Source organism: Bradyrhizobium sp. WSM1743, from assembly GCF_000473065.1.
Classification (GTDB): Bacteria; Pseudomonadota; Alphaproteobacteria; order Rhizobiales; family Xanthobacteraceae; genus Bradyrhizobium.
The window spans coordinates 248,949-275,071 of sequence record NZ_AXAZ01000002.1; the positions used below are offsets into that span (position 1 = coordinate 248,949).

A 26,123-nucleotide genomic window follows, 5' to 3' on the forward strand; every position below is an offset into this window, starting at 1 on the left:
CTCAAGCCCGCCCATAAAAATGGGGACCAGCGCTGCGCACCGGTCCCCAAACAACCACGGGACGGCCGAAGCCATCCATCTCTATGGACGTCACTCAGCCGCGTCGAGCTGTTGTGCATCCTCGTCGCTGACTTTCTCCTGATCCTCCTCGTCGGCGAGGAATTCGGGCAGCGCCCCCGCTTCGCCCTCCTGCCCCACTGGTGCTGCATCGGGATCGACGAGACGCAGCGGCTCCGGCAACCAGCCCGAGCCATCCAGAAGACGCTCGGCCTCCTTGGCCATGTCGGCCTTCTTCAGATGGTCGATCAGCTGGACCGACGACTCGCCCTTGGCTTCTCGCACCGCTTCCAGAATGCGCGGCTTGGTGACCCGGCCGAGATAGTTGTCGACCGTCGGTCGCCAGCCAGCCTGAACCATGTCGAGCCCGACCGCCCGCGCCAGCACATCAGCTTGGTCGAGACGCGTGCTGACGCCGTGGGCTGAGACGCGAGACTGATTGTAGCGATTGGCCGGCTCATAGACGGCATTGACCGCAAATGACGCACAGTGGGCGAACAGGGATGTCTGTGCACCACCATCGAGAGCCGTCAGTGCATCCCAAAGATCGCTCTCGCTCTTCGGCAACCGCGCCTTCCAGGCCTCGTGCCGCGCTTCGACAGCTTTGGCAGAGACGCTTTCCCTCAGCCCCGGAGCTTGGGCGGGAAAGGTCGGCGTGCGAAGGCCGATCTCAAGACAGCTCCCGGACGACGCGAACCGGTAAAAGACCGTGAGCACGAAATTGTGCAGCACCGCCTGGAACGCGACCGCGGGATTTTCTGCCAGCGCATCGCGCAATGCCAGCGTCCGATACGCCGTCAGCTCGGTGATCAGCCGATCCGGCAGAGGCTTGGCCGCGTCCTCATCATCTTCTTCGGCGTCAGCAGCGCCGCCTGCGACCGCGATCACCGCGCGCTGCATGGAAGGGCCCCCTTCTTGACCTTCGGTCGATGATGCGTCGGCGCCCTGCCCGACATCAAGATCACCAGCCGGCGGCTCGTCCTCTGGCCGGACGTAACCCCGGTCCACGGAGAGGCGCCCCTCGGAATCGATGCTGATGAAGACACCAGCTCGGGCGATCTCCGTCGGATCGTAAAGCATTGGCCGGTCTTCGAACGCCGCCAGCGCCGCCTCGATTTCGCCGAGACGCTGATCGACCTCACCGGGCAGCTCGTCCGCATCCTGGTAGTCGGTTTCAAGCTTGGCCTGCTCGGCATTCAGAGCATCGATGGTGGCCTGCTCCTCAGGCGAGAGATCGATAGGTTTGCCTTCGATTTCTCGCAGGCCTTGAGTGTGACCGTAGGAAAACTCCGTAGCCACCGAGATCCACTTCCACCCCTCAGCAGCAATCGTCTCGGCTTCGGCTTTGAGCCTTTCCGTCACGAGGCGCTCGAGCAACACGACGTCCTGCAGCCAACCGCCGTCATCGTGCTGAAACAGGTCGCGCAGCACGATGCCGCCGGCCTGCTCAAACGCATCGAGCCCGACGAATTGGGCACGGCGGTCGGAGGCGCGGACCGTGTGTTCCGTAAGCATCCGGCGGATCTGGTACGGCTCGTCGTTCTGCGAGCGGCTCACATTATCCCAAACCTGCTCCTGACGCGCATGATCGCCAGTGACGGCAAACGCCATGAGCTGCTCCAGCGTCATGCCATCGTCGGCATAGACGTCGTGCAGCTTTGGCGAGACCGACGCCAGGCGCAAGCGCTGCTTGACGATCGTCGGCGCCACGAAATGCCGCGCGGCGATCTCCTCTTCGCTCATACCGCCATCGCGGAGGATCTGGAACGCGCGGAATTGATCGAGCGGATGCAGGCCGATGCGCTCGTCGTTTTCCGCAAGCGAGTCGTCCTCGGCGACACCGCCATCCCTGACCACACAGGGGACCGCTTGGGTCTTCGCCATGCGCTTCTGCTTCACTAACAGTTCAAGGGCACGGTACCGCCGCCCGCCCGCAGGAACCTCGAACATGCCGGTCTCCGTGCCGTTGGCACCGACGACGGCACGGACGCTGAGGCTTTGTAGCAAGGTACGCTGCGCAATGCTCTCGGCCAGTTGCTCGATCGAGACGCCAGCCTTGACCCGGCGAACATTGGACTGGCTCAAGACCAGCTTGTTGAAGGGAATGTCCCGGGATGGACTGAGTTTGATCTTCTGAATGGCGCTAGCCATGTCGGATTCTCCGCGACGGGCGGCCGAAAGACTCTCTCTCGACCTCCAACCCGTCACGAACTGCACCGGCCATCCTCTCACTCTCTGGGGCCCGCCACGAAGGCAAGTCGAAAGGGCCGGCGGATGCTTACGCGGTCTCCTCATCGCCCTCGCCGACAGAGACGATCGGCCGTTGCTGAAAGCCGAGCAGAAAATCGGCGGCCTTCGACGCCGCGCTCGCCGCCCGTACCACGGCCCGGTTGTCCTCACGCAGCACCTCCAGCCAGGAGCCGATATAGTCGGCGTGGCGCACGGTCGGCACGATGCCAAGTGAAGCGCAGACGAATGCACCCGCCATCTCGGCGACCAGTTCCTCGCGCGCGTACGATTTGGAGCCGAACGACCCCGAAAGATCACGAGCAAGCCGGGAAACAGCTCCACTCCAATGCGATAGTTCGTGGAACGCGGTCCGATGCCAGTTGATCGGCTCGAAAAACGCTGCCGGCGGCGGGACCTGCACAAAATCGCCGGTCGTGTCGTAGTATGCGCGCACCCCGCCAATCCGGAAGTCGGCGCCGATTGCGGCGATCAGCGATTCTGCCTGCGGTTCGATCTGACCCGCTGGCGGCGGGACGACCGAGCGAGCGACATCCTCGGGCAAGCCGTCACACTGCTCTATGTTGAAAACGGTAAACCGCTTGAGAAACGGGATCGTGCCCGGCTCCTCCCCGGTCTCTGCGGTACGTCGACGCTCGTCCTCGGGAATGAATCGATCCGCGTAGACAACGGTCGTACCTCGCTCTCCCTTCCTGACATGCCCGCCGAGCCCGAGCGCCTGACGAAAAGTCAGCCAGCTCTGGCTGGAGAAGCCGCACTCGATAACGGCCCCCCACAAAATCAGCACGTTAATTCCCGAATAACCGCGCAGCGTCGAAGCATTGCGCGGCATGGCGAGGGGTGCCTTGATCGCCGCCGTTCCCCATGGCTGCACCCAAGGGATACGGCCGGCCTCCAGTTCTGCAATGATCTTATCGGTGATTTCGGTATAGATGTTCGCCCGGTCCTTGCCGGCGCGCGCGCAAGCGTTAGGGTTTGACATCGCGGGTCTCCGCGACGGGCACCGCGAGCCTCTCTCGCAGCTTGTAACCCGTCACGGAAAAACCAGCCTGCACTCTTACTCTCAGCCCCTTCGCAATCTGCCTGAGGGCCGCAGGCCCGATCAGGCGTGCGCCAACGGCGCATCGCCTCAACGGAAAATGGCACCCGGAGAGCGTGAGCATAGCGACCCGAAGCGGCACGCGGGTCCGAGTGCAGCGACGAGACCGGTTCAATAGCGGCACCCGGGAACGGGGCAGTGACAGCGATCGCCGCAGGCGAGCCCCTTTCCCGAGTGCCCCCGGCGAGGAGCACTAAGGCTCTCGCGCGAGGGATCGAAGCCGCAAGGCCGAGACGCTGCGCGGCTCGGTTCACGAGAGCCCGGTGCGGCTCTTGCCGCACGCGCCAAAACCTGAGCGAACGTGATGCGGGCAATGATACGAGAACCGCCCGGCATTTTTACAGGACTCTCGCAACTATGGAAGAGAGGCCTGTGGGCGAAGGGAAAGCGAAGACCGCTCGCGGGACGCAACAAAGGAGGCACCCGCAGGAGGGTCAGCATAGCGCCGACGCGTAGTGGCGGGACCCGGGACCGAGTGCAGTCGCGAGACCGGTTAAGAAGGCACCCGACCCGAAGGACAGTGATAGCGACGCCGGCATGTAATGACGGCGGGCCCGAGGGCGAGTGCCTCCAGCGAGAGACTCAATGCGGATTCACATCTCCTTGGTATCAGTTTTGCTTTTGTGATAACGTCTCACTCGTGCGCATGTCGATGCACGGCGTGGGCATGTTCACTGAGTCAAATTTTTACAGAGGACGACATGGCCAAGAAAGCCAAGAAGGCAAAGAAGACCGCGAAGGCAGCTACCAAGAAGGTGGCAAAGAAGACTTCAAAGAAAAAGAAGTAGCCGTATCGGCTACTGATCTATGCCGCCTCCGGGTCGCAACCCGGATGAAAAGCGAAACCTCCCAAAGGATATGAAGCGTCCTTTGCAGCCGTTCGGTATCGCGGCACGTTAAGATAAGGCCGGACCTTTGTGCAGGTGGCTGCTGCATAAAGGTCCGGTTTTTCGTTTCTGCCCCCGCTAGGGCGTGATCTACTCATGCGCGAGGGATCAAAGCCGCAAGGCCGAGACGCTGCGCGGCTCGGTTCACGAGAGCCCGGTGCGGCGACAGCCGCACGCGCAAAACGGACAACGAGCAACCACCTGGGCTCCGACGTCTGAAGTATCGGAAAACGGTTTCTTCAGTTCGTTCTTGCCCACCCCAGCACCTGGCCGAGCGGAAACTTCGGTCCTCGAAAAGCCACGAGATCCCACGATCCGGAATCCCAGTCGTGTGTTAGCGATGGGGAACGTCTGCGGGACTAAACGATTCGTCTCAGCGTGGGAGAACCTTTCAATGCTGATGACCAGGCAGAGACGGCCGGCGATCCGCACCCTGCGCGGTTGGGCGATCTACGTGCTGAACGAGGCCGGCGCCATCTGCGAGTGCGAGGACCACGGCTGGATGCAGGACCGCGCCGATTCGCATGCACGAGAGCGGGCCTTCGATATCGCCCGTGGAGACCCGCCGGCAGGCGTCTCCCCTGATGCAGCGGTCGACGAGGTTCGCGACGTGCTGAACTCGATCGGTGATACCTGCCCAGAGTGCCCTCCAGACTAGAAGGGCTGGTGCTGAGCCAACGCCAGCCAGGCTTCCAATGTCAGTGGCCCAGCTTTTTCTCGACGCGCTTGCGGGAATTCCCGACCTTCTTGACGGCCTTCTTCACCGCCGAGGCCGAGCGCCCGGTCTTCCTGGCTTCATACCGGACTTCGTAGTCTTGACCCTTGGCTACCCGGGCGCGGTCCTGCTTTCGTCCACGAGCGGTCTTCTTCGGTGTCGCCATCGGCTTCTCCTCTTGCGAATGCTTGGTGATGAGGTGCAACGCCGCAGGGATTCGCGGGTTCCGTGCAAGCTCTAGCCGCGGGTCAATGGCCACAAGAATGGCCGTGGACTATGGGAGCCCAGCCGTCGAGCAACAGACCGTCCCAAGCTACGACGCCCTCATCCCATTTCGACGCGTGCTCGCGGTACATCGCAGCCCACTGAGGGCACCATTCGATGATCTGGTCATTGAGGCCATCGTGGACGCGGCACGGCATATCGGGGGCGAACGTGTCCATCGAGTTCATGCCGGATGCCCCGGATCGACGTCCTTCGGCGTCTTCTTCTCCCGCTGGGGCGTCATCTTCGCCGGACTTTCTTTGCCGGGCACGCCGCGAGGACCGAGCTCTTCGCGCTGGATGTCATCCTCCGAGCGTTCGGGCTCGACGCCATTCATCGGCCTCTCGGGCATCATTCAATCCGTGCTTTGTCTTTCAGGTCGCGGATTCGGATTTCGGCTTCTTCCTTCGAAGTCACGATCTCCGATTCATCCGGCACCCGTGCGATTGCGCTGAGCCTCTTGAGCTCCGTGAGCTGTTCGGTAGTTGGTTTTTCCATTTTTGAATCCTTGAGCGCCTGCACGACAGCGTCGTCGTCGAGCACATCCAGCAGCTGGCTTATGGTTTGCTCGCAATCTCTGGGGCCGGGCTCGACATACCGGGCCAGAATGCCCTGAGCCTCTTGCAAGGCCTTCGCGACTCGCTGTTCCGGATCCATGGCCGGTACTCCACATACTCACAGGAAAACGCGGCTATGAACCGCGCGTTCCTTTGCTCAGCCCCTTGAACGAGCTCGCCCGCAGAAGACCTTCGGAGGTGATGTCACGGTACTCGACGTCGGCATAGAACTTGGGTTCGACCCAAGTGGCCTTGGGCTTCCTAATGGTCTTCGTCAGCCTCTGCTTCGGGCTCACCACCGTGTCGAGCGCCTTGCGGATCTGCGCCGAGGTGGTTCGATTCCACCCCGTGCCGACCTTCCCCATGTAGACGAGATCCTTGCCTTCCCTCTTGCCCAGATAGAGCGCGGCCACACCAGATGGGTCCTTGATAAAGCCGACCACGGGAAACTTGCCCTTCTGGATGACCTTGATCTTCTGCCAAGCCTCGACCCGTTCCGATCGGTATGGCGCATCGACCCGCTTGGAGATGATGCCCTCATAGTTCAACTTGCTGGCGGCGACGAACAGCGCCTGCCCGTCGCCTTCATAGTGATCACTAAAGAAGATGGGCTCCTCGAGCCTATGCTCCTCGATCAGCTCTTTGAGCAGCCTCTTGCGTTCGATCTGCGGTTCTTTGCGCAAATCCTTGCCGTCGAGCCACAGCAAATCGAACGCAAAGTAGATCAGGCGGTCCTGATCGCCTCTGCCGAGATCCGCCTGCAGCTCGGAAAAATTGGTGCGGCCCTCATGGATCACGACGACTTCGCCGTCGACGATGGCCTGCCCCTCGATATCGAAGGCGGCTGCAATCCTCGAGAACCTGCTGACCCAATTGTAGCCGTTCCGCGTGTAGGCCCGGCGATCGTCGCCGTCGATCCGAAGCTGGATGCGGTACCCGTCGTATTTGACTTCGTGAATCCATCGAGATCCCGAAGGCGCCTTGATCTTCAGGGTCGCCAGTTGGGGGCTGATGAACCCCGGCATCTGAGGAGCTTCTGGCTTCTCGACCGGAGGCGCCAGTTTTGTACGCTTTACCACGCTACACAACTCACAAAAAACCCGCCGCCGGGTTGGGGCCGACGGCGGGCAGTGTACCTACCTTAATCAACGAGTCTCGCAACTTCGAAGGCGGCGAGGAGTTCCCACGACCTCACTGGTTCTCAAGCTTTCGAATATCAGCGACCTCCACGGATTGCAGTGCCGAAAAGGCCGATCCCTCCCGCATCGAACTCGGGTCGATAGCGGGCGTTTACCTATCATGTCAGATGCATTCGATTACTTTCGGGCCTACGCCGTTCGCGCCCTCTGCAAAGCGAGATCTATGCCGCAGGGCCGGATGAAGCACCTGCAGCTTGTGGCCGGTCGGATCTACAATCTCCTCAAGAAGGAGGCTGCTTACGGCCCCAATATCCAGCACCTGGACGACTTCCGCGCGGCCCAGAAGCTCGAGAGCTCTCTCGATCGCCGGTCCGGTGACCGCTCCGGCGATCGCCCTACTGCAACGGTGCGGCAAAGCGCGGACAGGGAGGCTCGCTGAATGCCTTCGCTCGACGCTCGCGGTGTCGCAAGTCTTTTGCGAGAGTACGCTCAGCGTACCGCCTTGCGCGGCGGCAATCCCTACCGGGCGAAGGCCTATTCGAGAGCCGCCGACAGCCTGGTGGCCCTTGCCGTTCCTCTGGACGTGCTCATCGCCGAAGAGCGTCTTACCGAGATCCCGGGCGTCGGCGATGCGATCGCGGACATCATCACGAAGCTTCACAAGACGGGCACTCACCCGAGCCTCGAAAAGCTGCGGAAGGAGATTCCCGAGGGCGTGCTCGAGATGCTTGCTGTGCCTGGCCTTCGTCCGGAGAAGGTGCTGCGCCTGTATAAGGATCTCGGCATCACGTCGCTCGCGGAATTGGAGGCCGCCGCCAAGGACGACCGCATCAAGCAGGCCAAGGGCTTCGGCGCCGCGCTGCAGACCAAGATCCTTCAGAACCTGGCTATCGCCAAAAGCGGGGAAGGCCGCCTCCACCTGCATCGCGCAGCCGCCCTGCTCGCGCACGCGCAGGATTCCATCCGGAAGGTCCGCCCCGAACTCAAGCGCGTGACGATCGCCGGCGATTTCCGTCGAGGCTGCGAACTTGTGGGTGACCTCGCGATCGTTGCGGAGGCTGCCAAGCCGGACAAGACATCGTCGCCATCGGCCGCAGGGCTGCAAGTCCGGGTGTCCGACCGCAAACATTTTGGCGCCGCCCTTCTCTTCGCCACCGGATCCGCCGCTCACATCGAGCAGCTCCAGGCGATGGCCGCCGAGAAAGGGATGCGGTTGGAAGCCGACGGCTTGCACAAGGCTCGCACAGTGGTCGCGGGCGAGGAGGCCGACATCTATCGCGCTCTAGGCTTGCCTTTCATCGATCCCGAGCTCCGCGAGGGGCGCGGCGAGCTCGAGCTGGCCCGGAAGGGCAAGTTGCCGAAGCTCGTCACCGACGACGACCTCCGCGGAATCCTTCACTGCCACACCGATGCCTCCGACGGCACCGAGACTCTTGAGACAATGGCGAAGGCGACCCGCCAGCGCGGGTTCGAATATTTCGGGGTCGCCGACCATTCCAAGTCTGCGCACTATGCCGGAGGTCTGTCGGTGGAGGAGATCGCGCAGCAGCACCGGGAAGCCGACCGGCTAAACAAGCGCTTCGGCATGGATTTCCGGATCCTGAAAGGGATCGAGTCCGACATCTTGGCCGACGGCTCGCTGGACTATCCCGACGATGTGCTGGAGACCTTCGACTTTGTCGTTGCCAGCATCCACGGCCGTTTCAAGCTGAACCGCAAGACGCAGACGCAGCGGCTACTGCGGGCCATCGCCGATCCCCAGACCACCATCATCGGCCACATGACCGGGCGGCAGCTGCAGCGCCGCCCGGGCTATGAAATCGACATCGAGAAGGTGCTGCGGGCCTGCGCGAAGCACGACGTCGCCGTCGAGATCAACGCCCATCCGTGGCGTCTCGACCTGGATTGGCGCTGGCACCAAGCCGCCCTCGAGTTTGGCTGCATGCTGAGCATCAATCCGGACGCGCACTCGATACCCGAGCTCGATCACATGCACTGGGGCGTCGAGATGGCACGCAAGGGCGGCGTCCCTGCCGACCGGATCCTGAATGCGATGACATTGCCGGAAATCACGCGCTACCTGCGCCAGAAGCGGCGCTCGCCCGCCCGCGCTGCCTGATTGCCCGCGCGCGACCCATCGCTCGTTCGGTACGCCCGTCCATCTAGGCAAGAGATGTTCCGCCACAGGGAACAACAGGTGAGCCACGGCCGTTCTCTGCGGAGGAGAAGTCAATGAGCTTGAGACGGTCAATTCAGAGACTGGGCCCCTACCCATCGCTATTCGTGTTGGCGCTGCCCACGGCGACCGTCGAACCCCTCAAGCTCGCCGCGGTGGCCGTGGCGGGAAAAGGCCATTGGATCACCGGGACCGCGATGATCGCGGTGTGCTATGCATTAAGCCTTCTGGTGGTTGAGCGGCTTTTCGTCATCGTGAAACCGAAGCTGCTCACGATATCCTGGTTCGCGAAACTCTGGAAAGCGTTCGTCTCGGTTCGGACGCGCGTGGTCGGCGTCTTCCGTGTCGGCCGCACCGATGACACAGTTCTCGATCGGCAGTCGGCTTCGAAATGAGCCGAAAGTCAACGCTGCCTAAACGCTTGCAGCCGATGCTGGCCACGCTCACCGATGCCCCCTTCGACGATCCCCATTGGGTGTTTGAGGACAAGTACGACGGATTCCGGATGGTCTCCGAGATCCGCGAGGGCAAGGTGGCCTTGTATAGCCGCAACGGCAAGATCATCAGCCATTCGTATGTGGAGGTTGCGCAGGCCCTGGAAGGAGTGAAGGGCGACGCTGTGATCGATGGCGAGCTCGTCGCCCTTGGCAAGGATGGCGTTTCGCACTTTCAGTTGCTGCAGAACGCGTTGAGACACGAAGCCAAGCTCCTTTACTGCGTGTTCGATCTCATGTTCGCCGACGGCGAAGACCTCCGGAAGCTTCCTCTCCTCGAGCGCAAGGAAAGGCTGAAGGCCATCCTGCCGCGGCACAGGCTGATCGCGTTCAGCCGGCACCGAAAAGCCTACGGAAAAAAGTTCTTTGCTGAGGCCGAGAAGAAAGGCCTGGAAGGCATCATGGCGAAGCGCGCCGATAGCGCGTATGCATCTGGAGGCCGGACCGCGGACTGGCTCAAGGTGAAGACCGCGCAGCGGCAGGAAGTGGTGATCGCCGGCTTCACGGCGCCGCGGCGAACCCGGCCCTTCTTCGGCGCGCTCGTGCTGGCGGTGCGCGAAGACAATGGATGGCGGTACATCGGACACGTCGGTACTGGCTTTAGTCATCAGGTTCTCGAAGAGCTTCACGGCAAGCTCGTAAGGCTCAAGACCGCGAAGTCGCCCTTCCCTGCGAAGGTAAAGGATGAGGGAGTCACGACTTGGGTGCGCCCTTCGCTGGTCGCGGAAGTAAAGTTCGCGGAGTGGACCAGCAAGGGCGAGCTGCGCCAGCCGGTCTATCTCGGCCTGCGGTCCGACAAGAGGGCCAAGGATGTCGTTCGCGAAAAGAGTTGGTCGCGGAAACAACGCTGAGACGCAGCGTACGACCTGATGTGGTTCAAACTGCTTCGCGCTCGGATGCAGAGGGCCATGGCGGCAGCGGCGGTAACCCGAGAGCCTTGCGTACAGGTCCAAACGACTTCCGGTGGGCTGCGCATGCGCCAAGCCGAGCAAGCGCATCGTAATGAGCCGGCACAGGATAACCCTTGTGATCCGCAAATCCGTAGCCGGGGTGACGCACGTCGAGCGCCCGCATGACGGTGTCGCGCTCCACTTTCGCGAGAATGGAGGCGGCGGCGATGCTGGCGGACTTGGCGTCGCCCTTAATGATGGCCTGCTGAGGGATATCGACTTCCTTCAATCGCTTCGCATCGATCAGCAAGTGCTGCGGCGTCAGCCCCAGCCCCCGGACGGCACGCTGCATAGCCTGGATGCCTGCCCAATAAATGTTGATCGCGTCGATCTCCTCGACGTCGACGAACGCCACACACCAACTCTCGGCCTTTTCCTTGATCTCTTTCGCGAGCTCTTCGCGGGCTGCGGCGTCGAGTTTCTTGGAGTCGTCAATTCCGATGATCCGCGTGCCGGGCTTCAGGATCACGGCGCCAGCGGAAACTGGCCCGGCAAGGGGGCTCATTCCGGCCTCGTCCACGCCTGCCACGGCATGATGGCCGCTTTCCCAGAGAGAAGTCTCGAAGCGCAGCATCTTGCGGAGGCGCTGCCCTTCGGACCTGTTTTCGAAGCGCCGTTTATCGATCGAAGCCAGGATGGCGCGGGCACCCGCGCGAGTGTCGGCCCGCAAGATCTGCTCCACGCTGGCCTCAAGCGGTCTTTTCTCGACGACATAGCGCTGACGCAGCACATCGAGTGGATATTGGGACATATCGGCCTTCGCGAAGACTGGCTTTTGGGTAGCATCTCGGTGAACTTTGTGGCGATTGTCTGAAGTTAAGCCATGTCGCCCTCAGCGACCATGCAGCGCCTGATCGGAAGGAACCGGAGCCGGTTCTCGGAGGCCCGATTCTGTGCGCCGCCGAATTTGCAAATCGGGCCTCCCGGCCTCAGAACGGAACCAACTGGTGTCTTCATCCCTTTACAGGGAGCGGAGCCTCGATCCCAGCGGCGCTTCCGAGGGACAGGCCCATGCTCCGACAGACCAGCGACGAAGAACAGATCCTGGACCGCACCGCCGAGGTGGCGGCCACCATCGCGGAGGAAGGGCTTCGATACGTCAGCGACTCCGCTCCCGGTTACACGCGCAAGCGAAACGGAACCACCTTCAGCTACTACGACACGGACGGGAAGCGCATCACCGACGCCGCCGTCATCCGGCGCATCAAATCCATCGGCATCCCGCCGGCCTACGAATCTGTGTGGATCTGCCCCTCGCCCGACGGCCATATCCAGGCGACCGGGCTCGATGCGCGGGGTCGCAAGCAGTACCGCTATCATCCGAAATGGCGGGAGCTCCGCGACCAGAACAAGTATGAGCATATCATCCAGTTCGCGGCCGCCCTGCCTGCGTTGCGGGACCGGGTCGCCGCCGACATGAAGCTGGACAGGCTTCCCCGCGAGAAGGTGCTGGCCACGATCGTCAGTCTTCTGGAGAAGACGCTGATCCGGGTCGGTAACGCCGAGTATGCCGAGAAAAACAAATCCTATGGGCTCACCACCATGCGCCGCAAGCACGTTGAGGTCGGCCGCGGCGCGCTTCGGTTCGACTTCACGGGCAAGTCCGGCAAGCAGTGGAAGCTTCGCGTCGAGGACAAGCGGACAGCTGCGATCGTGAAGCGCTGCGCTGAGATCCCAGGACACGAGCTCTTCAAGTACCTCGACGACGACGGACAGCCTCGCACCGTGGATTCCGGCGACGTCAACGCCTACATCAAGGACATCACGGGCGAGGACTTCAGCGCCAAGGATTTCCGCACTTGGGCGGGGACGGTTTTGGCGGCGTTGGCGCTAACCGAATTCAAGAAGTACGATAACCAGGCCGAGGCGAAGCGCAACGTCGTCGCCGCGATCGAAAAGGTTTCGAAGCAATTGGGCAACACGCCGGCCATCTGCCGCAAGTGCTACGTGCATCCGGAAGTCCTGAACGCCTACATGTCCGGCGATCTGGTGAAGATGATCGAAGCCAAGATCGCGCAGAAGTTTAAGCGGCAGTACGCCAAGCTCACCTCCGATGAGATCGTGGTGCTGGCATTTCTCCGCAAACGTCTCGATTCTCTGAAGGCCCCCACCTAGCCACGCGTACCAGTATAAGGACGCTGCGTCGTGCTCGATGCTTCCGAGCACGCCTCAATGGCGGGTGCTGTCCTCGGAAGAAACAGGCCCTTCGTTCAAATCCCGATGATTGACGTGGTGACGGCCGGCGGGACGGTCTCGGCTGGCGATACCGCACGTGGTTCGGCTTCCGTCCTCGCCATTTCGCGCCCTGCCGGCTTTCCAGACGGACCCGTGCGCGGGTCGCCGTCCCGAATCGAAACGTGATCGATAGATCAGGGCGGCATGGTCGCAAACAAGCTAGCGGCGGCACGCTTGGGGCTGAGGCGGCAATCGACTGTCCGGGACTATCGAGCCGCCGCGCGCAGCTGGCGGCTTTTTCTTTCCCTCCTTCGCTACTCAAGAAGTGTTCGCTCTTGCCCTTTCGCGAGCCTCGCGACGACGCTCCCGCCGCTCGCGCCGCCGCTTGGCACGATCGGCGGGCTGCCGCAGCGGAGGAACGGGTGGCGGCGAGATCGGAATGGTATCCTCGACTGAAGGCGCCTGGGTCGCCTCAGACATCGCTGGGCGAGCCTCCATCATCTCGAGCACCGCCCGTCCTTTGTCCGTGATCCTCCATCCTCCGCTTACGCGTTCGACCAGGCCTTGTGACCAGATGTCGAGGTCGGGTACCCCGGCCGCGAGCCGCCTGGTCCGGTCCGCCCAGTCGCGGCCACTGGTCGCCAGGATGGCCATGTCACGCTTGAGGTCCTCCATGACGGCAAATCCATCCGGATATGCCACCAGGATCTTCAGGACCGTGACCTGGAAGTTCACGCCCGCTCCCGCGATCAGCGCCACATCGTGGGCGCATGCGAGAGGGCGTCTCGGCCAACCTGCTTAAGCCTCTCGCGAGAGACTTCGCCCTCGGTCGCAGCTTCCAGGATCTTCGATGCGACGTGTGCGCGCGCACCAGTCTCGCGCTGTGAGATGCCTTCGCAGATTTCATCGAGGACCGCGCGCAAAAGCGCGGTTGTTGCCGTGTCGAACATGAGACGCCCCCGCGAGGGAAAATTATATCCTAGCGCGGTTTCGCTCACTCTGGGATTCAGGCATGTTAAATTTGCAGATAGTGCGCTGCACCCACAGTCGGGTCCCGCCCAGCGTCACCGGATGCTTCACGACCCCTAAGCCGACTTCCGCTGCGGCTTAGCCGCCGGCTTCTTCGAAGCGGTCTCCTTCGCCGGCTTCTTGCCTGCGATCGGCATCAGCATTTCCTTCTGCCCAGCGGCGGCCTTACGTGGCTTTTTGCCTGATTTCTTGGGTGCCTCTGTCGCGGCCCCCTCTCGTCCGATGCTCTTGCGCAGCGCATCCATTAGGTCGACGACGTTCTCACCTCGAGGACGCGCTTTTGCGATGATGGGTTTGCCGGCGCGCTTCTGGTTGATCAGATCAATGAGGGCGCTTTCGTACTGGTCTTCGAACTTGTCCGGCTCGAAATGGCCCGCCTTCTGATTGACGATGTGTTTGGCGAGATCGAGCATGTCCTTGGTAACTTTGACATCCTGAATATCGTCGAAATACTCATCGGCGGACCGGACTTCGTAGGGGTAGCGCAGCAGCGTGCCCATCAGTCCCTTGTCAAGTGGCTCGAGCGCGATGATGTGCTCGCGATTGGTCAGCACCACGCGGCCGATTGCGACCTTGTTCATCTCGCGGATGGTTTCCCGAATGACGGCGAAGGCATCGTGCCCGACTTTGCCGTCCGGACGCAGATAGTAGGGGCGGATGAGATATCGCGGATCGATCTCGCTACGGTCGACGAACTCGTCGATCTCGATGGTTCGCGTCGATTCTAGCGCGACGTTCTCAAGCTCCTCCTTGGTCACCTCGATGAAGGTATCGGTATCAACCTTGTAGCCCTTGACGATGTCCTCGTTGTCCACTTCCTCGCCGGTGTCGGCGTCGACCTTGGCATACTTGATCCGATGGCCGGTCTTCCGGTTGAGCTGATTGAACGAGACCTTCTCGGATTCGGACGTGGCCGGGTAGAGCGCGACCGGACAGGTGACGAGGGAAAGACGCAGGAAGCCTTTCCAGTTGGCGCGCGGGGCCATCGCAGGGGAACTCCATTACTGATGCCGGATTCAAGACGAACGACCCGGCTTGGTTCCGACACCGCGAACCGTCCCACAGGGGGATTTTTTGTTCAGCGGCTGCCTGGTCGGACTCGACATTTGTTCTTGTTATGTTCTAATTCGGGCATGACCGACCGACCCGCGAGCTGGCGCATGCCGACCCCGAAGCAGATGGAAAAACTGGCCGCTGAAGCTGGCCGTAGACGAGCGCCGTCCGCTGCGGGCCCAGATGCCCCCCTCCCGGCCGAATATTGGGAATCAGTCCTCAAGGACCCTCGCGCCGGCGCGCCCGTGGCCCGGGCGCGACAGCGACGCCTTTCGGAAATCAAGGGTCACGTGCTGCGCGTCTCCTGCCGCCGCTGCGAGCGGACCTTGGAAATTCAGACCGCCGATGCCGTCCGCTTGTATGGCGCCAACGCGCTCTGGAAGGATGTGGCGCAGCGGTTGCTCGACAATACCTGCCAGCAGCGCACCGGCAGGCATGAAGAAGACGGGTGCTGGCCAGCGTTCGAGACGCCGTAGTCGCTCTGGATTTGCCGATCCGATTTCTTTGCGCCTGGATGTCCGGATGGCCCCGAAGTATCACCCTACGCCCCTGTCGGGCGGCGATCGCAAGGCTCTGGCAAAAGAGCTCGGCAAGGCACGCGCGATGGCGAACATTCTGGCTACCCAATCGGCGGAGATGCGGGCCAAGGGCGAGGCGATGATCCAGCAAGCCGACAGGCTGCTTTGCGAAAGCTGGAACGAGCGGATGTGGAGTGACGGCGAACCGATCGATCCATCGCCGACCATCGACCAGGCGGTAAACGGAGGTTTCCCCTGGCTGGAGATCAGGTGTGCGCGCTGCAAGACGCCAAGCGACGTGGACCTCGCGGCGATGAAGCACCCGCCAACCACCTTCGTGCACGATCTCGCCAGCCGTCTGCGCTGCCGCAAATGCGCCAAGGCGGGCCGGCGTCCATCCGCGACTCTGCTACAGTTGACGTGGCAGCCGCGCCACCCTCGAAACGAATCCTGACCGATGTGCAATCTTTATTCGATCACGACCAACCAAGCCGCGATCAGCGCGCTGTTCCGCGTCGTGAACCGATACGTTGGAAATCTGGCGCCGATGCCCGGGGTTTTTCCCGACTACAATGCACCGATCGTGCGGAACGGAGCCGAGGGCCGTGAGCTCGCTACGGCGAGATGGGGAATGCCATCGTCGTCAAAAGCGCTGATGGACGCCACGAAGAAGAGAGTCGAGAAGGCCAAAAGGCAAGGCGGTGGATTTCAAAGAACTGCTCAGAATGGAGCCGGACGGCGGGACGACCAATAATCCGCAACGTGACGAGCAAACACTAGGCCCGTTGGCTCGGCCCCGAGCATCGCTGCATAGTGCCGCTCAATTGGTTCAGCGAGTTCAGCGCTGGCGCCAGTACATCGGGTTGCAGTTTCTCTTGTTTACGGAATGGGCCAGATGTTGGCCACGAAGAGACTTGGCCGTGAGGTGCTTTAGGGCCGCAGGCCCTATCAGGCTTGCGCCCAAGGCGCATCGCCTCAACGCAAAATGGCACCCGCAGGAGCGTGAGCATAGCGACGCCGAAGGCGGCACGCGGGACCGAGTGCAGCGACGAGACCGGTTAAAAGGGCACGGGGCAGTGATAGCGATCGCCGCAGGCGAGCCCCTTTCCCGAGTACCCCCGGGCGAGGAGCTCCGCAGTCCTTGCGCGAGGGATCGAAGCCGGATGGCCGAGACGCAAAGCGGCTCGGTTCACGAGAGCCCGGTGCGGCGAAAGCCGCACGCGCGCAAGCGAAAGAAATCACCGATCGAAGATCTAGATTTCCTCGCGCGCATGCGTCTGCGCGTCATAGATCCTGATCTGAAGCAGGGGAAAACGTTTCTTTAGTTCTGCTCCACCTGCCCTGGCGCCATCTCTGGTCGCAAATTCAGCTTTGGGTCGGCCGTCCACTTCAAGCGCGTAACCAGAGGCCGGCAGTTCACGGGTAGCTGCAACCATTTCATTCCCATTGTTCAGTGAGGTGGTTGGGAGTGTGATGGGTAGCGTGAGTCGCCTGAACCACGCCAGACCAGAACCACCCGCAAAAACGCGGTGACCGGTCATCACACGCGGTGGATTAACGTCTCGCACTTGATCCCCATCAAGGATGGGCATTTGCATCGTCCGAACAGGCGGACGGGTTTCCGCTGGCGCGAATGCATGCACGATAGAGCCACGGCTCGACGTAGCTACCCTTCCAGAGGCCCTGGCCGTCGCGCTCAGCCTCGCGCTGCGCTTCGTGATATCTGCCCTTCGAATATTGAGGCCAATCCAGCGCGAGACCGTTGCGCACAAGCCATTCCCCAAGATCCTTGCCCGCGACCGAACAGGTCGCGACCGTGCGGCCATACCGGTCGAGGCTGAGCGGGACACAGTTGACGGGACGCCTGGCAATGTAAGCGTCGAGATCATTCGCTGCCTGCGAACCACAGCGGTACTGCAAACTATGCTCTCCGCGACATAGCTGGGTGCTTTCCGGAGCATCCACACCCCAAAGGCGGATCCGCGTTCCATGAATTTCCAACGTGTCGCCGTCAATCACGCTGGCCTGACCGACAAAGCTATCGGCAAGGGCCGCGCGCGACGACAGCAGGAGTATCACTACAAGGACTCGGCGTTTGCTCATGGCGTTGGGTACCAGCGGTTAGCGCAGATTGCGGGGATTGAATTTCGGCCAGTTCTCAAGCGGCTTCACTACCGGCAGGTTCTCTGGCCGCTCGGGATAATGAAACTCCGTGCCACGCAGGCAGCGTCCCTCGAAACGCGCCCAGAACAGGATCGCATCCATCTGCCAGGTAAACTCATAGACCTTCCAAACGCCGTCGCTTCTTATGACTTCACCAGTTGCGTTGAAGGGAAGGCTGTTGAGCTTGCAGAGCGCGTAGATCTCATCCCAGCGCTCGCAGATATAGCGATCCTCTAGCGCCACGCGATACGGCCGGTCGGCACGCCAGCGCGGGCCGCCGCCACGTGGGTAGAAGCCCTGGCGCGGCATCAGGAATTCGGGAATGCGCGCGATCGCCTTGCCAATCCGGCGCGCCTCATCCGACGAAAGCTTGCCGACGCCGAAGCTGTAGTGCTGCGCATCATCGCGGCAATAGAGCCACGCGAGGGTCACGCCGTTGGCGTCCCTGACCACGTAGCACTCGGAATTCTCCCGGACCAATGTCCAGGGCGGCTTGAAACGGCGGCTTGACTCCATGAGAACAAAATAAGAACATACATTATCGACGGTCAACCTGGAACAGGACCGTGTCCTTCGTCTCTGAACCGAACGAACGGGACAATGGGCTGGAAGCCGCCGTCGAACAGGCAATCTCGTTTGCGGCGGCGATATGCGTGCGGCTATTCGCGCTCTGATCGTTGCGAACAATTTCCTGGAGTCGGAGAATTCAGAGTTGAAGAAGGCCGTCTCGCACGCCTACACGCGAGGGCGCTTTCGGACCCACACGGGATAGGCGGCGCTGAATGTGCAATCTCTATTCGATCACAACTAACCAGGCGGCAATCGCCGGTCTGTTCAGGCGCATGAACCGCTATGTCGGTAATCTCGCGCCAATGCCCGGTGTGTTTCCGGACTATCCGGCACCGGTGATCCGCAATGTCGGCGACGCCGAAGAAATGGTGCTGATGCGCTGGGGCATGCCGCCCCCACCCAAGACGGGCGGGCCCCCGGTCACCAACATCCGCAACACGTCCTCGCCGCATTGGCGCGGCTGGGCTGAAGCCGGAGAACCGCTGCCTCGTGCCGGCGAACAGCTTTGCCGAATACGCCCCCGAGCCAAATCCGGAGACCAAGAAAAAGGACGTCGTCTGGTTCGCGCTCGAGAAGAGCCGGCCGCTATTCTGTTTCGCGGGCATCTGGACCGAGTTCAAGGGGGACCGCGGCACCAAATCGAAGCCGATCCAGGGTCCTCACCTCGTCTACGGGTTTCTCACAACATCGCCGAACGCCGTCGTCGAACCGATCCACTCGAAGGCGATGCCTGTGATCCTGACCACCGAGGAGGAGCGCGACGTCTGGATGCGCGCTCCCTGGGATCAGGCAAAGACGCTGCAGCGCCCTTTGCCTGATGACGCGCTGAAGATCGTCATGCGCGGCGCAGAGAAGGAAGACAACATCGCAGCGTAGGCGGCTCCTGCACAGGGCAACGGGACAGGTGGAAAGACGACATCCTGCCTAGGCTCAAATCGGTAGGGCCGCTAACCATCTCATTGGCGTTGAGTCCGTGGAAGGATTAACGATGATTGAGTTTATTGCCATAGATAATGGATATGGCGGACACGATACAGAGATCGCCCAACGCATTCTGTCCAGCTCGAAAGGAAGGCGCACCACACAGTTTATCGCGCGAAGGAACGGCCTTGAGATCGGTTTCGTCTCGATGGATGAGCTTCCGGAAATGAATTGCCTGACACTTTGCGAACTATTTGTACCCACGCGACTGCGGGGACTGGGACTCGGCAGGTTGCTGCTCGAAGCGATTGAAGCCTGTGCAAGCGAACGAGGCTACGAACAGGTCACCCTTTCGCCCTGGCCGCTCGAGTTGGGCTTTTCCCCGAAGCGCCTAGCGGCCTGGTACAGGCGGCAAGGATATGCCGAACGACCCGGCTGCCCAACCGAGCTCGAAAAAAAGATCAGGTCGATTGAGGGCTCATAACGAATTCCGACGCGAATTCGCAAGCAAAATACGCAAAGCGAATCGCCGGCCAAATTGATGGGATAAGATCGTACTTATCACTAATTAGCCCGCATAGTATTTCGACCCGCGATTGTCGAACGCCGGCCGCGTGCCTTCCAGCACATCGACAAGGTACTTGTTGATGTGCGGCGACTCAATCGAGCCCATCGTGTAGATTACTTCATTCTTGTTCGCACGGTCGATGAAGGCATGGACGATCTGCTCGGCATCGCACACCACCGCGATGTTCGGGCTATGCGTCACCATGATGATCTGCCGACGCTTTTTCACCTCCTTTATGACCGGGATCAGCAGCCTGTAGACGGTCTGGCTGTCGAGATTCTCCTCTGGCTGATCAACGATAATCGGCTTGCTGCTCTTATCGACGAGCAGATAAAAAACAAGTAGCAGCGTGCCGCGTTCACCCGGCGACAGGTGACTTAGGTCTTTGCCGTCGAGCTTGAGAGAATATTCCGGCTCCAGGTAGGCAAGCGTCCACAGGTAGTCGTAAAGGGCCTTTACTTCGACGTGTTTGCGGAGCTGGGAAGCGATACTCATCCTCCCCTGCTGCGCCGTTCGCATGTCGCGCTCCAGGTGTGCAGTAATTTTTTCAATGAAGGCGATGGCGTTCTCGGATTTGTTGAAGTCGTAGTCGGCACGCAGCTCCTCCAGCATGGCCGCGCCCTTTTCTTTGCCGCAGAACGATCCGGCGACTCCCTGATTGATGTAGGTCTCGAAGAAATCGCGTTGGAAAGTACGCTCGATGATGCTGCTGTCGAAGGTTAGCCTGAAACCCTCCTTGATGATGATGCTGTCTTCGATCAGCTGCTGGACCGGGGTGAATAGCTCCACGTAGACGTCCTTGATCGCGGCGATGCTTGCGTGCACCTTGCGCGCGGCGTCCCGGCGCCTCGTCATAATCGCTGCGACCTCTCCGGGAAGCTGCTCTTTGATGTATTTGACCTGCGCCTCATAGTATTTGAGGCTATCGACCTTCTCAGGACTGCCGATAATCGCGTCTTTTTGTTCCTGCCAAGCTTTGAGCGTTTCCTGGTAGGTCTGATAGCGCTTGTTTGGCGCATCGAGCTTGTCCTGAAGCGCCCTGATCCGGCCTTCGCAGGCCGCCTTCTGCCCCGGCAGGCCCGAGTCCTCGGCTTGAGACAAGTCGAGATCGATCGCGCTTTTCTCGGCCGAGAGCACATTCTGCTTTTCCGTCAGCGAGCTCTTGTCTAGCACCAGCGTGACGATCGCCTCTATGTCCAGGGAGAGCTTGCTGAAGTCGACGGTGCATTCCTGTTTGAGCCGCATGAATTCTGCTACGAAATTGTCAAGCTTGCCTTCCAGCTTTTTCGCAAGAGCGATGTGTTCCGTCAGGGCCTTCTGCTTTACTCGCTTCTCGGCGATCTGCGTCTCAATGGCAGCGAGCGCGGCGCGCTCCTTGCCAAGCTCGACCGCGATCTTGGCGTTCGCTACCTGCTGCTCAGGAGTAAGATTGCTCGGTTGATCAACCGCCGCGGGCTTGTTCGCCTCTTGCGCTTCCAACTCCTTCTGCTTGAGTTTGAGCTTGGCGTCGAGCTGCGCCGCGAAGTCCACCGTGCCCTTGGCTTCGAGCTTCGCCAGCTCGGCATTTAGAGCAGAGACTTCGTGTCGCTGTGCGGCCAGCTGGGCGTTCAGTTCCTCGGTCTTGTATTCGATCAGTTCGTCTAGCGACTCCTTTCCGAGCCGCTCCGCATCGTCGATGTGCGAGAAAATCACCTTCCGCAGTTCGCGCTGGAATTCGCTTTGCTGGCCCGGTTCCGTTTCGGTGCAGACCTTCTCCAGATATGTTTGCGGAATGTACTTGACCAGCTCGACGTTGTTGAGGTCGGGCTTGGCATTCAGTGAGGTAACGGCCCTCGTGCCGTCTTCCCAGACCGTTTCAACCTCGAACTGCTTTGCGATCCTGCCGTTGCGCTCGCAGAACCGCTCCTTGGTGAGGAACGAAAAATATTTGGAATCGCAGTGCGTGTTGCCGGCCAAGGCGAGCACATCGGCAAGCGCGCTTTTGCCTGTGCCCTTGTTGCCGATGACCGCAACCATGTCGAAGTTGATGGGAATCTCGCAGTCGAACCAGATGTCGTCCACGTCCGCGCCGGCGGTTCGGCGGACATTCACATGCGAGAGGTAGCGGGTCGAGTTCTGCCGCACCTCTTCCATTTTCGGCGGAAGCCGCCCGATATGAACCCGGTCTTCAGGTTCGTTAATGATCTGCTTCAGACCGTTGAAGGTGGGATCGGCCTTAATCCAGCAATATTTGTCCGCTGGCTTCGAATGCTTGTCCTTGAGCTTGCCGAGTTCGTCGTTGACGTTATGGGAATCGCTGCCTTTGATACACGGCTTGCGGCGACCAAACCATTTCCGGCACTGCTCCTCGGTGAACTTGCCGGACTTCCACAGGAAGAAGTCCGCCTGCGCCTTGTTGGAAGATCCCAGAATATCGGCATCATAGACTAGGCCCTCCTTGAACAAGGTGTCGGTTTCGGGATTGATGTTGTCGATCCCCCCGTACTCGTCATAGGGAATCCAGATCAGGAAACGTCCAGCAAAATGACCATCCTCGCGCAGCGCGCGGCAGGTTTCGCCGAAGTGGACGGAGACCTCATCTAGCAGAAATTTCGAATCGCTGTAGCGGCTGCCGATCGAAGTCCCCTTGACCTTCAAGTTCTTGATGAAAGTCTCAATGTCGTCGGCGGGTAGCTCCGGGTTGAAGATCAGATGGAAATTGATGCGGGGGCCCGACTTGAACTTCTTGTCCACGACGACATTGTTCATCCTGCACTCGACGACGGGAAGCAGCGTCTTCGCCTTGAGTTTCTCCAGCGCTTCTCGGTAGGGCTTGTTGCCCTGGGCCGCCGCGCCGGGATCACTCAACCGGCGCCTCAACTCTTTATATCCCGCGACTGAAAAATAGTCGTTGATGCCGATGACATCGCAATCGGCGTTGCCGAGCTGGATGACAAACTGGTTCCAGTCTCCAGAAAAATTTGCGGAGGCGGGACTATGCACGTGGAGGTCCCACTTGCGCCACTTCGATCCTTTCGGCCAACTCATTTTCTGCCCCCTTATCCGCGGACACTCCCGCGGTTCACATCAAATGCATTTTGCCATCTCAAGATATCGGCAGAACGCGTTCGCCAACTGAATTTGCCTTGGAGTTCGGCACTCGGCTTCGAAGATCTGCGGCGACGCAATGAGGATCGACACGCCTTTCGCGCGGGAAGTCGCGACGTTGAGCCGATTGAGGCTATAGAGAAACTCCATCCCGCGCGGAGCATCTGCGTGACTGGATGTCGCCATAGAATAGATGGCAATCGGCGCTTCCTGGCCCTGGAACTTGTCAACCGTACCTACGCGCGCGCCGGGCAGGCATTGTTGAATCTCAAAGACCTGTGCGTTGTAGGGCGTGATGATGACGATATCATCGAGTGCAACAGGCCTCCCTTTCTCCTCACGATCGACCCAAGTCGCGCTGCCGGCGAGGATCGCTTCGACAAGCCGTCCGACGGCTTGCGCCTCTTCAGGCGAGCAATTTTGATTTCCGCTGTGCGCGATGGGAAGGAAGTAGAGTCCAGACCCGGCGACAGGCCCGGATCCTCTAACAACTTGTTTCTCAAGCCCGCTCTTCGGGCGGAGCTTACCGCTGTAGAAGAGCTCGGAGGTGTAGGCGCAAATAAGGGGATGGAGCCGCCAAGTCTCTTCGAGGAACAGTCCCTTGTCCGCGGGTATCGTGTGCTCGCCACCCAGAATGTGATCGAGCGCCGATACATCGGTGCCCTCCGGGTGGCTACCCTGCATCGGCTGGTCGAGCTGCTGCGGATCTCCGATCAGAACCACCGTTTTCGCCGCTTGTGATACCGCGAGCACGTTGGCAAGCGACATCTGTGCGGCCTCGTCCACGAAGAGCACGTCGACCGTCTCGAAAGCGTCTGGCCGTGACCACAGCCAAGCCGTGCCGCCGCCGACTGAGGCGCCACCGCCGCTTAACGCCGTGAAGAGGTCCTCGCTTCTCTTGGCGAAGAAGAGGTGAGGCTGCGGGTCTTCGACCTCATCGGTCTTTTGGCAGCATTGCAGGTCGATTCCCAATTCGTTGGCCGCCTTGATAGTCGCATCGATCAGGTTGCGAATGACCTTATGGCTGTTGGCCGTGATGCCGACTTTCTTGCCACGACGCGCCAGCTCACAGATCATCTGCGCACCGGTGAAGGTCTTGCCCGCGCCGGGTGGTCCCTGGATCGGCAGAACGCCGCCCGCAAGGTGCCCGCAGAGCCGAATGGCGGCCTCAATCGTCGCCTCTCCTGTGCACTGCAACGGCTCGTCGCCGACACGCGGGCTTTCTCTGAGGAGTAGATCACGCGCCCCTTGATAAGGCCCAATCCCACGCACGCCGTGATCGGCGACATAATTGCCGATCCGCACCAGTGCCTCGGCCATCACCTTGCCGCTGACGTAGCTGTGCGCGAACGCGGCCTGGGGATGAAGGTTGGCGGTGTCCTGGCGCTTCTTGATATCGACGGTATTGTCCGCAAAAGAGATCGCCTCGACCCAGCCTAGCTTCGCACCACCAACGTTAAAGAGCTCCTCGCTGCCGCGAATCTCTGTCTCCTGAGGCGGAAAGACGTAACGATGGATCGGCGCCTTGGCGGTGCCGCCGGCCGCGCCTGCAAAAACGAGACCGGAGAGCCCGGCGCGCTCCTCGAGCAAATCTTCGCCCGAGAGAGCGGCCAGCCGAAAAAACTCCCACCAAACCGCCTTTTCCTCCCGGCGGTGCCAATCGACGATGTTTGCCATGATCCAACGGGCCTGCTGCTCGTGATCTCGTTCAGCCGCGTCTGTCGGAACATCAGCCGTCAGTCGTTCGATCAGCGCGTTGATCTTAATCAGCCAGTCGGTGACCTTCTCGTTCGGCGCGCCGTCGCCAGATTGCGGGCGAGGCACGGCTATACCGTCAGCAACCAACTTGGCCCGGTGCGCTTCGAGCCAGTCGCGCAGGGCAACGGTGGAGCGGCAATCATCTTCGTTGTATGCGCGCACCACGGCCTTGATATCTTCAGCAATCGACGGCGCAGCACTGAGTTCGAGATTGGCTTGCAGATTGGCAAGCGCGACATTCGCGTCCGTCAGAGGCGCTTCGCGCTCGAACCCATAAAAGGGTTCTAGTCGCTTGATCGAGTAGCTTTCGACGCTCGCGCGCAGACTGTGGCGCACTATCTGGTAGAGATCAACGAAGAGGCCGGCGCGGAGCATCCGGTCAATCTCCTCCTCGCGGGTCGCATAGCGGCCCATCAGGCGCTTGAGGGCCGCGGGCTCGTAAGGGGCGTAGTGGTAGATGTGCAAGCTAGGGAACTGGGCCCACCGTATCATCACGAAATCGACGAACTTCTCGAAGGCGCGCTTCTCATCAACACGGGTGAAAGCCCAGTCGCCCTCATAGGCGAGCGCACCGTGTAAGTCCTTGGACAGATAACCGAGCAAATATTCGAGGCCGTGCTCGCCAACAAAGGGATCTCCTTCGAGGTCGAGAAACACGTCGCCGGCGGAGGGCTCGGGTAGACGTGTGAGCCCGAAGCCAGCCTCCACCGGCAGCAGTTCGAATTTGCCTGTCCTTGCTGTGCGGGCCTCAACTACGATCCGAGCTTGCTCGCGGATCCGGACATAGGAATCGGTCGAACCCCGATCGGGTTTCCAATCGAGCGGCAATGCCATGCCTGCCAAGGTTTGCACGGTCGTGACGCCGCGCATCTGGAGCTCGTTGATCTGAATCTTCGAGGCTCCGGCAACGAGACTGAGGTGATCATCATCGTGGCGACGTTTGTCGCACGCCTCTCGCCAGCGGCAGATATCGCAATGCTCAACCGGATCAGGGTAGGTGTCACCCGTCGCTGGCACGGCCATGGCATTCAGCAGCGCACGCTTCACCTTGCGGAAATAGGCCGCATAGTCGGCAAACCGATACGGTTGTGGCCGAAACTCTGACCAAGGTGCGACGACATACATGTATTCTGGTGACAGGCCCTGCATGGCGGCCAGCAGGTCAGCATAAAGACAGAGCTGAAGCACCGCGCCCGCCTTCGTCTCACGTGCGAGCTTGGTGTCAATTGGCTCGTACGACCAATCACCAAGCCCGCTCGACACCTCGACGCGGCGCAGGATGTCCGCCCGCCCGTTCCAGCCTTGATGCGTCAAAGCTGCCTGAACGATGACCGGAGTGCCGCGCTGCATGGCCACGCGCGTTTCGGCGACTGCAGCGTTCGTCACCTCAACGCCGTCGATGCGGACGACGTCTAGACCCGCCTTCGTAAGGTGCTCGATATAGCTCTGTTCATGCGCCGCGCCCCGTTCGGAGAGGACCTGGAGAAGCGGGTCCCAGACCTTCGGCTTCGACAACGCCCCTTCTGCCACCGCACGATCCATGGCCGCGAGGTGATGGCAATTTAAGTAACCGACCAAGTCGGTCGCGCTGAATTCGAAGGAAGCCCCGATTTTTCTCATAATCGCCCCCTCTAGCCCTCAACGGCACTGGATATAATTCGCCGGCAAGTTTGCCGGCGTGACTTATCCATAGGCC

General features: G+C 60.9%; 25 protein-coding genes and 2 pseudogenes. 13 read left to right on the forward strand and 14 right to left on the reverse strand.

Going from position 1 to position 26,123, the window contains the following annotated elements:
• Positions 1–90: 90 nt before the first annotated feature.
• Entirely contained in the window at positions 91–2,208 is a 2,118-nt protein-coding gene (locus tag YU9_RS48830) for a ParB/RepB/Spo0J family partition protein (RefSeq protein WP_027571480.1), read from the reverse strand.
• A 127-nt stretch (positions 2,209–2,335) separates the two neighbouring features.
• On the reverse strand, positions 2,336–3,286 hold the full coding sequence (locus YU9_RS0103295; protein WP_027571481.1) for an ArdC family protein: 951 nt from the start codon (positions 3,284–3,286) through the stop codon (positions 2,336–2,338).
• Positions 3,287–4,064: 778 nt separating this feature from the next.
• On the opposite strand from YU9_RS0103295, the gene YU9_RS48835 reads away from it, so the two are divergent.
• Positions 4,065–4,265, forward strand: coding sequence for a hypothetical protein (locus YU9_RS48835; protein WP_198028198.1), 201 nt, complete (start codon positions 4,065–4,067; stop codon positions 4,263–4,265).
• Between the two features lie 419 nt (positions 4,266–4,684).
• Complete coding sequence (locus YU9_RS0103305; RefSeq protein ID WP_027571482.1) at positions 4,685–4,948, forward strand: hypothetical protein; 264 nt, start codon at positions 4,685–4,687, stop codon at positions 4,946–4,948.
• A gap of 40 nt (positions 4,949–4,988) precedes the next feature.
• Here the strand turns inward: YU9_RS0103305 and YU9_RS0103310 are convergent, their stop codons facing one another.
• The 4 genes from YU9_RS0103310 to ligD (YU9_RS0103330) form a co-directional block, all read right to left on the reverse strand.
• Complete coding sequence (locus tag YU9_RS0103310) at positions 4,989–5,171, reverse strand: DUF3606 domain-containing protein (RefSeq protein WP_027571483.1); 183 nt, start codon at positions 5,169–5,171, stop codon at positions 4,989–4,991.
• 282 nt (positions 5,172–5,453) lie between these two features.
• Positions 5,454–5,621, reverse strand: coding sequence for a hypothetical protein (locus YU9_RS48840; RefSeq protein WP_198028206.1), 168 nt, complete (start codon positions 5,619–5,621; stop codon positions 5,454–5,456).
• A complete protein-coding gene (locus YU9_RS40870) occupies positions 5,621–5,926 on the reverse strand; it encodes a hypothetical protein (protein WP_036016896.1) in 306 nt (101 codons plus the stop codon). The genes YU9_RS48840 and YU9_RS40870 overlap by 1 nt, the downstream gene beginning before the upstream one ends.
• Before the next feature lie 34 nt (positions 5,927–5,960).
• Complete coding sequence (ligD, locus tag YU9_RS0103330) at positions 5,961–6,851, reverse strand: non-homologous end-joining DNA ligase (protein ID WP_063623701.1); 891 nt, start codon at positions 6,849–6,851, stop codon at positions 5,961–5,963.
• A 352-nt stretch (positions 6,852–7,203) separates the two neighbouring features.
• Between ligD (YU9_RS0103330) and YU9_RS0103335 the strand changes: the two genes are divergently transcribed.
• The 4 genes from YU9_RS0103335 (at position 7,204) to ligD (YU9_RS0103350) (ending at position 10,486) form a co-directional block, all read left to right on the forward strand.
• A complete protein-coding gene (locus YU9_RS0103335; RefSeq protein WP_245266292.1) occupies positions 7,204–7,404 on the forward strand; it encodes a hypothetical protein in 201 nt (66 codons plus the stop codon).
• On the forward strand, positions 7,405–9,084 hold the full coding sequence (locus YU9_RS0103340) for a DNA polymerase/3'-5' exonuclease PolX (protein WP_027571487.1): 1,680 nt from the start codon (positions 7,405–7,407) through the stop codon (positions 9,082–9,084).
• A gap of 164 nt (positions 9,085–9,248) precedes the next feature.
• Positions 9,249–9,536 carry a hypothetical protein gene (locus tag YU9_RS40875; protein WP_245266299.1) on the forward strand — a complete coding sequence of 96 codons (288 nt, stop codon included), beginning with the start codon at positions 9,249–9,251 and terminating at the stop codon, positions 9,534–9,536.
• The gene (gene ligD, locus YU9_RS0103350) at positions 9,533–10,486 is read left to right on the forward strand and encodes a non-homologous end-joining DNA ligase (protein ID WP_027571488.1); all 954 of its coding nucleotides are present in this window, start codon (positions 9,533–9,535) and stop codon (positions 10,484–10,486) included. The genes YU9_RS40875 and ligD (YU9_RS0103350) overlap by 4 nt, the downstream gene beginning before the upstream one ends.
• Positions 10,487–10,511: 25 nt before the next feature.
• On the opposite strand, the gene YU9_RS0103355 is transcribed toward ligD (YU9_RS0103350), so the two are convergent.
• Complete coding sequence (locus tag YU9_RS0103355) at positions 10,512–11,336, reverse strand: ribonuclease HII (RefSeq protein WP_027571489.1); 825 nt, start codon at positions 11,334–11,336, stop codon at positions 10,512–10,514.
• Positions 11,337–11,647: 311 nt separating this feature from the next.
• Here YU9_RS0103355 and YU9_RS0103360 point away from each other — a divergent pair, with 311 nt between their 5' ends.
• Complete coding sequence (locus YU9_RS0103360) at positions 11,648–12,700, forward strand: DNA topoisomerase IB (RefSeq protein ID WP_245266293.1); 1,053 nt, start codon at positions 11,648–11,650, stop codon at positions 12,698–12,700.
• Positions 12,701–13,078: 378 nt separating this feature from the next.
• On the opposite strand, the gene YU9_RS0103365 is transcribed toward YU9_RS0103360, so the two are convergent.
• The 3 genes from YU9_RS0103365 to YU9_RS0103375 all read right to left on the reverse strand — a co-directional run bounded on the left by YU9_RS0103365 (position 13,079) and on the right by YU9_RS0103375 (position 14,775).
• Positions 13,079–13,495, reverse strand: coding sequence for a hypothetical protein (locus YU9_RS0103365; RefSeq protein ID WP_027571491.1), 417 nt, complete (start codon positions 13,493–13,495; stop codon positions 13,079–13,081).
• Positions 13,496–13,509: 14 nt separating this feature from the next.
• The gene (locus YU9_RS0103370) at positions 13,510–13,710 is read right to left on the reverse strand and encodes a hypothetical protein (protein WP_027571492.1); all 201 of its coding nucleotides are present in this window, start codon (positions 13,708–13,710) and stop codon (positions 13,510–13,512) included.
• A gap of 135 nt (positions 13,711–13,845) precedes the next feature.
• Complete coding sequence (locus YU9_RS0103375; protein ID WP_027571493.1) at positions 13,846–14,775, reverse strand: Ku protein; 930 nt, start codon at positions 14,773–14,775, stop codon at positions 13,846–13,848.
• A 147-nt stretch (positions 14,776–14,922) separates the two neighbouring features.
• Between YU9_RS0103375 and YU9_RS0103380 the strand changes: the two genes are divergently transcribed.
• From YU9_RS0103380 to YU9_RS48845, 4 genes and pseudogenes are all read left to right on the forward strand, one after another.
• The gene (locus YU9_RS0103380; RefSeq protein ID WP_027571494.1) at positions 14,923–15,318 is read left to right on the forward strand and encodes a hypothetical protein; all 396 of its coding nucleotides are present in this window, start codon (positions 14,923–14,925) and stop codon (positions 15,316–15,318) included.
• Positions 15,319–15,364: 46 nt separating this feature from the next.
• A complete protein-coding gene (locus YU9_RS0103385) occupies positions 15,365–15,814 on the forward strand; it encodes a hypothetical protein (protein WP_027571495.1) in 450 nt (149 codons plus the stop codon).
• 3 nt (positions 15,815–15,817) lie between these two features.
• Positions 15,818–16,203, forward strand: a pseudogene (locus YU9_RS49735) (SOS response-associated peptidase); the annotation flags it as partial.
• Positions 16,204–16,523: 320 nt separating this feature from the next.
• Positions 16,524–16,685 carry a hypothetical protein gene (locus tag YU9_RS48845; protein ID WP_198028199.1) on the forward strand — a complete coding sequence of 54 codons (162 nt, stop codon included), beginning with the start codon at positions 16,524–16,526 and terminating at the stop codon, positions 16,683–16,685.
• Positions 16,686–16,938: 253 nt separating this feature from the next.
• Here the strand turns inward: YU9_RS48845 and YU9_RS0103400 are convergent, their stop codons facing one another.
• Positions 16,939–17,463, reverse strand: coding sequence for a thermonuclease family protein (locus tag YU9_RS0103400; RefSeq protein ID WP_027571497.1), 525 nt, complete (start codon positions 17,461–17,463; stop codon positions 16,939–16,941).
• 18 nt (positions 17,464–17,481) lie between these two features.
• Positions 17,482–18,075 carry a hypothetical protein gene (locus tag YU9_RS0103405; protein WP_245266294.1) on the reverse strand — a complete coding sequence of 198 codons (594 nt, stop codon included), beginning with the start codon at positions 18,073–18,075 and terminating at the stop codon, positions 17,482–17,484.
• A gap of 230 nt (positions 18,076–18,305) precedes the next feature.
• On the opposite strand from YU9_RS0103405, the pseudogene YU9_RS40885 reads away from it, so the two are divergent.
• Positions 18,306–18,969: pseudogene (locus YU9_RS40885) on the forward strand (SOS response-associated peptidase).
• Positions 18,970–19,081: 112 nt separating this feature from the next.
• On the forward strand, positions 19,082–19,498 hold the full coding sequence (locus YU9_RS0103415) for a GNAT family N-acetyltransferase (RefSeq protein WP_027571499.1): 417 nt from the start codon (positions 19,082–19,084) through the stop codon (positions 19,496–19,498).
• 84 nt (positions 19,499–19,582) lie between these two features.
• Here the strand turns inward: YU9_RS0103415 and YU9_RS0103420 are convergent, their stop codons facing one another.
• Both YU9_RS0103420 and YU9_RS0103425 read right to left on the reverse strand, forming a co-directional pair.
• The gene (locus YU9_RS0103420) at positions 19,583–22,609 is read right to left on the reverse strand and encodes a TrlF family AAA-like ATPase (RefSeq protein WP_156951648.1); all 3,027 of its coding nucleotides are present in this window, start codon (positions 22,607–22,609) and stop codon (positions 19,583–19,585) included.
• A 39-nt stretch (positions 22,610–22,648) separates the two neighbouring features.
• The gene (locus tag YU9_RS0103425; protein ID WP_027571501.1) at positions 22,649–26,047 is read right to left on the reverse strand and encodes a TM0106 family RecB-like putative nuclease; all 3,399 of its coding nucleotides are present in this window, start codon (positions 26,045–26,047) and stop codon (positions 22,649–22,651) included.
• Positions 26,048–26,123: the final 76 nt, after the last annotated feature.

Bases quoted from the DNA above. Each gene is read 5' to 3' on its own strand.
- YU9_RS48830 (WP_027571480.1), bottom strand. From the start codon at position 2,208: ATGGCTAGCGCCATTCAGAAGATCAAACTCAGTCCATCCCGGGACATT.
- YU9_RS0103295 (WP_027571481.1), bottom strand. From the start codon at position 3,286: ATGTCAAACCCTAACGCTTGCGCGCGCGCCGGCAAGGACCGGGCGAAC.
- YU9_RS0103305 (WP_027571482.1), top strand. From the start codon at position 4,685: ATGCTGATGACCAGGCAGAGACGGCCGGCGATCCGCACCCTGCGCGGT.
- YU9_RS0103310 (WP_027571483.1), bottom strand. From the start codon at position 5,171: ATGGCGACACCGAAGAAGACCGCTCGTGGACGAAAGCAGGACCGCGCC.
- YU9_RS48840 (WP_198028206.1), bottom strand. From the start codon at position 5,621: ATGCCCGAGAGGCCGATGAATGGCGTCGAGCCCGAACGCTCGGAGGAT.
- YU9_RS40870 (WP_036016896.1), bottom strand. From the start codon at position 5,926: ATGGATCCGGAACAGCGAGTCGCGAAGGCCTTGCAAGAGGCTCAGGGC.
- ligD (WP_063623701.1), bottom strand. From the start codon at position 6,851: ATGCCGGGGTTCATCAGCCCCCAACTGGCGACCCTGAAGATCAAGGCG.
- YU9_RS0103335 (WP_245266292.1), top strand. From the start codon at position 7,204: ATGAAGCACCTGCAGCTTGTGGCCGGTCGGATCTACAATCTCCTCAAG.
- YU9_RS0103340 (WP_027571487.1), top strand. From the start codon at position 7,405: ATGCCTTCGCTCGACGCTCGCGGTGTCGCAAGTCTTTTGCGAGAGTAC.
- ligD (WP_027571488.1), top strand. From the start codon at position 9,533: ATGAGCCGAAAGTCAACGCTGCCTAAACGCTTGCAGCCGATGCTGGCC.
- YU9_RS0103355 (WP_027571489.1), bottom strand. From the start codon at position 11,336: ATGTCCCAATATCCACTCGATGTGCTGCGTCAGCGCTATGTCGTCGAG.
- YU9_RS0103370 (WP_027571492.1), bottom strand. From the start codon at position 13,710: ATGTTCGACACGGCAACAACCGCGCTTTTGCGCGCGGTCCTCGATGAA.
- YU9_RS0103375 (WP_027571493.1), bottom strand. From the start codon at position 14,775: ATGGCCCCGCGCGCCAACTGGAAAGGCTTCCTGCGTCTTTCCCTCGTC.
- YU9_RS0103380 (WP_027571494.1), top strand. From the start codon at position 14,923: ATGACCGACCGACCCGCGAGCTGGCGCATGCCGACCCCGAAGCAGATG.
- YU9_RS0103385 (WP_027571495.1), top strand. From the start codon at position 15,365: ATGGCCCCGAAGTATCACCCTACGCCCCTGTCGGGCGGCGATCGCAAG.
- YU9_RS48845 (WP_198028199.1), top strand. From the start codon at position 16,524: ATGGCCGAGACGCAAAGCGGCTCGGTTCACGAGAGCCCGGTGCGGCGA.
- YU9_RS0103400 (WP_027571497.1), bottom strand. From the start codon at position 17,463: ATGAGCAAACGCCGAGTCCTTGTAGTGATACTCCTGCTGTCGTCGCGC.
- YU9_RS0103415 (WP_027571499.1), top strand. From the start codon at position 19,082: ATGATTGAGTTTATTGCCATAGATAATGGATATGGCGGACACGATACA.
- YU9_RS0103420 (WP_156951648.1), bottom strand. From the start codon at position 22,609: ATGAGTTGGCCGAAAGGATCGAAGTGGCGCAAGTGGGACCTCCACGTG.
- YU9_RS0103425 (WP_027571501.1), bottom strand. From the start codon at position 26,047: ATGAGAAAAATCGGGGCTTCCTTCGAATTCAGCGCGACCGACTTGGTC.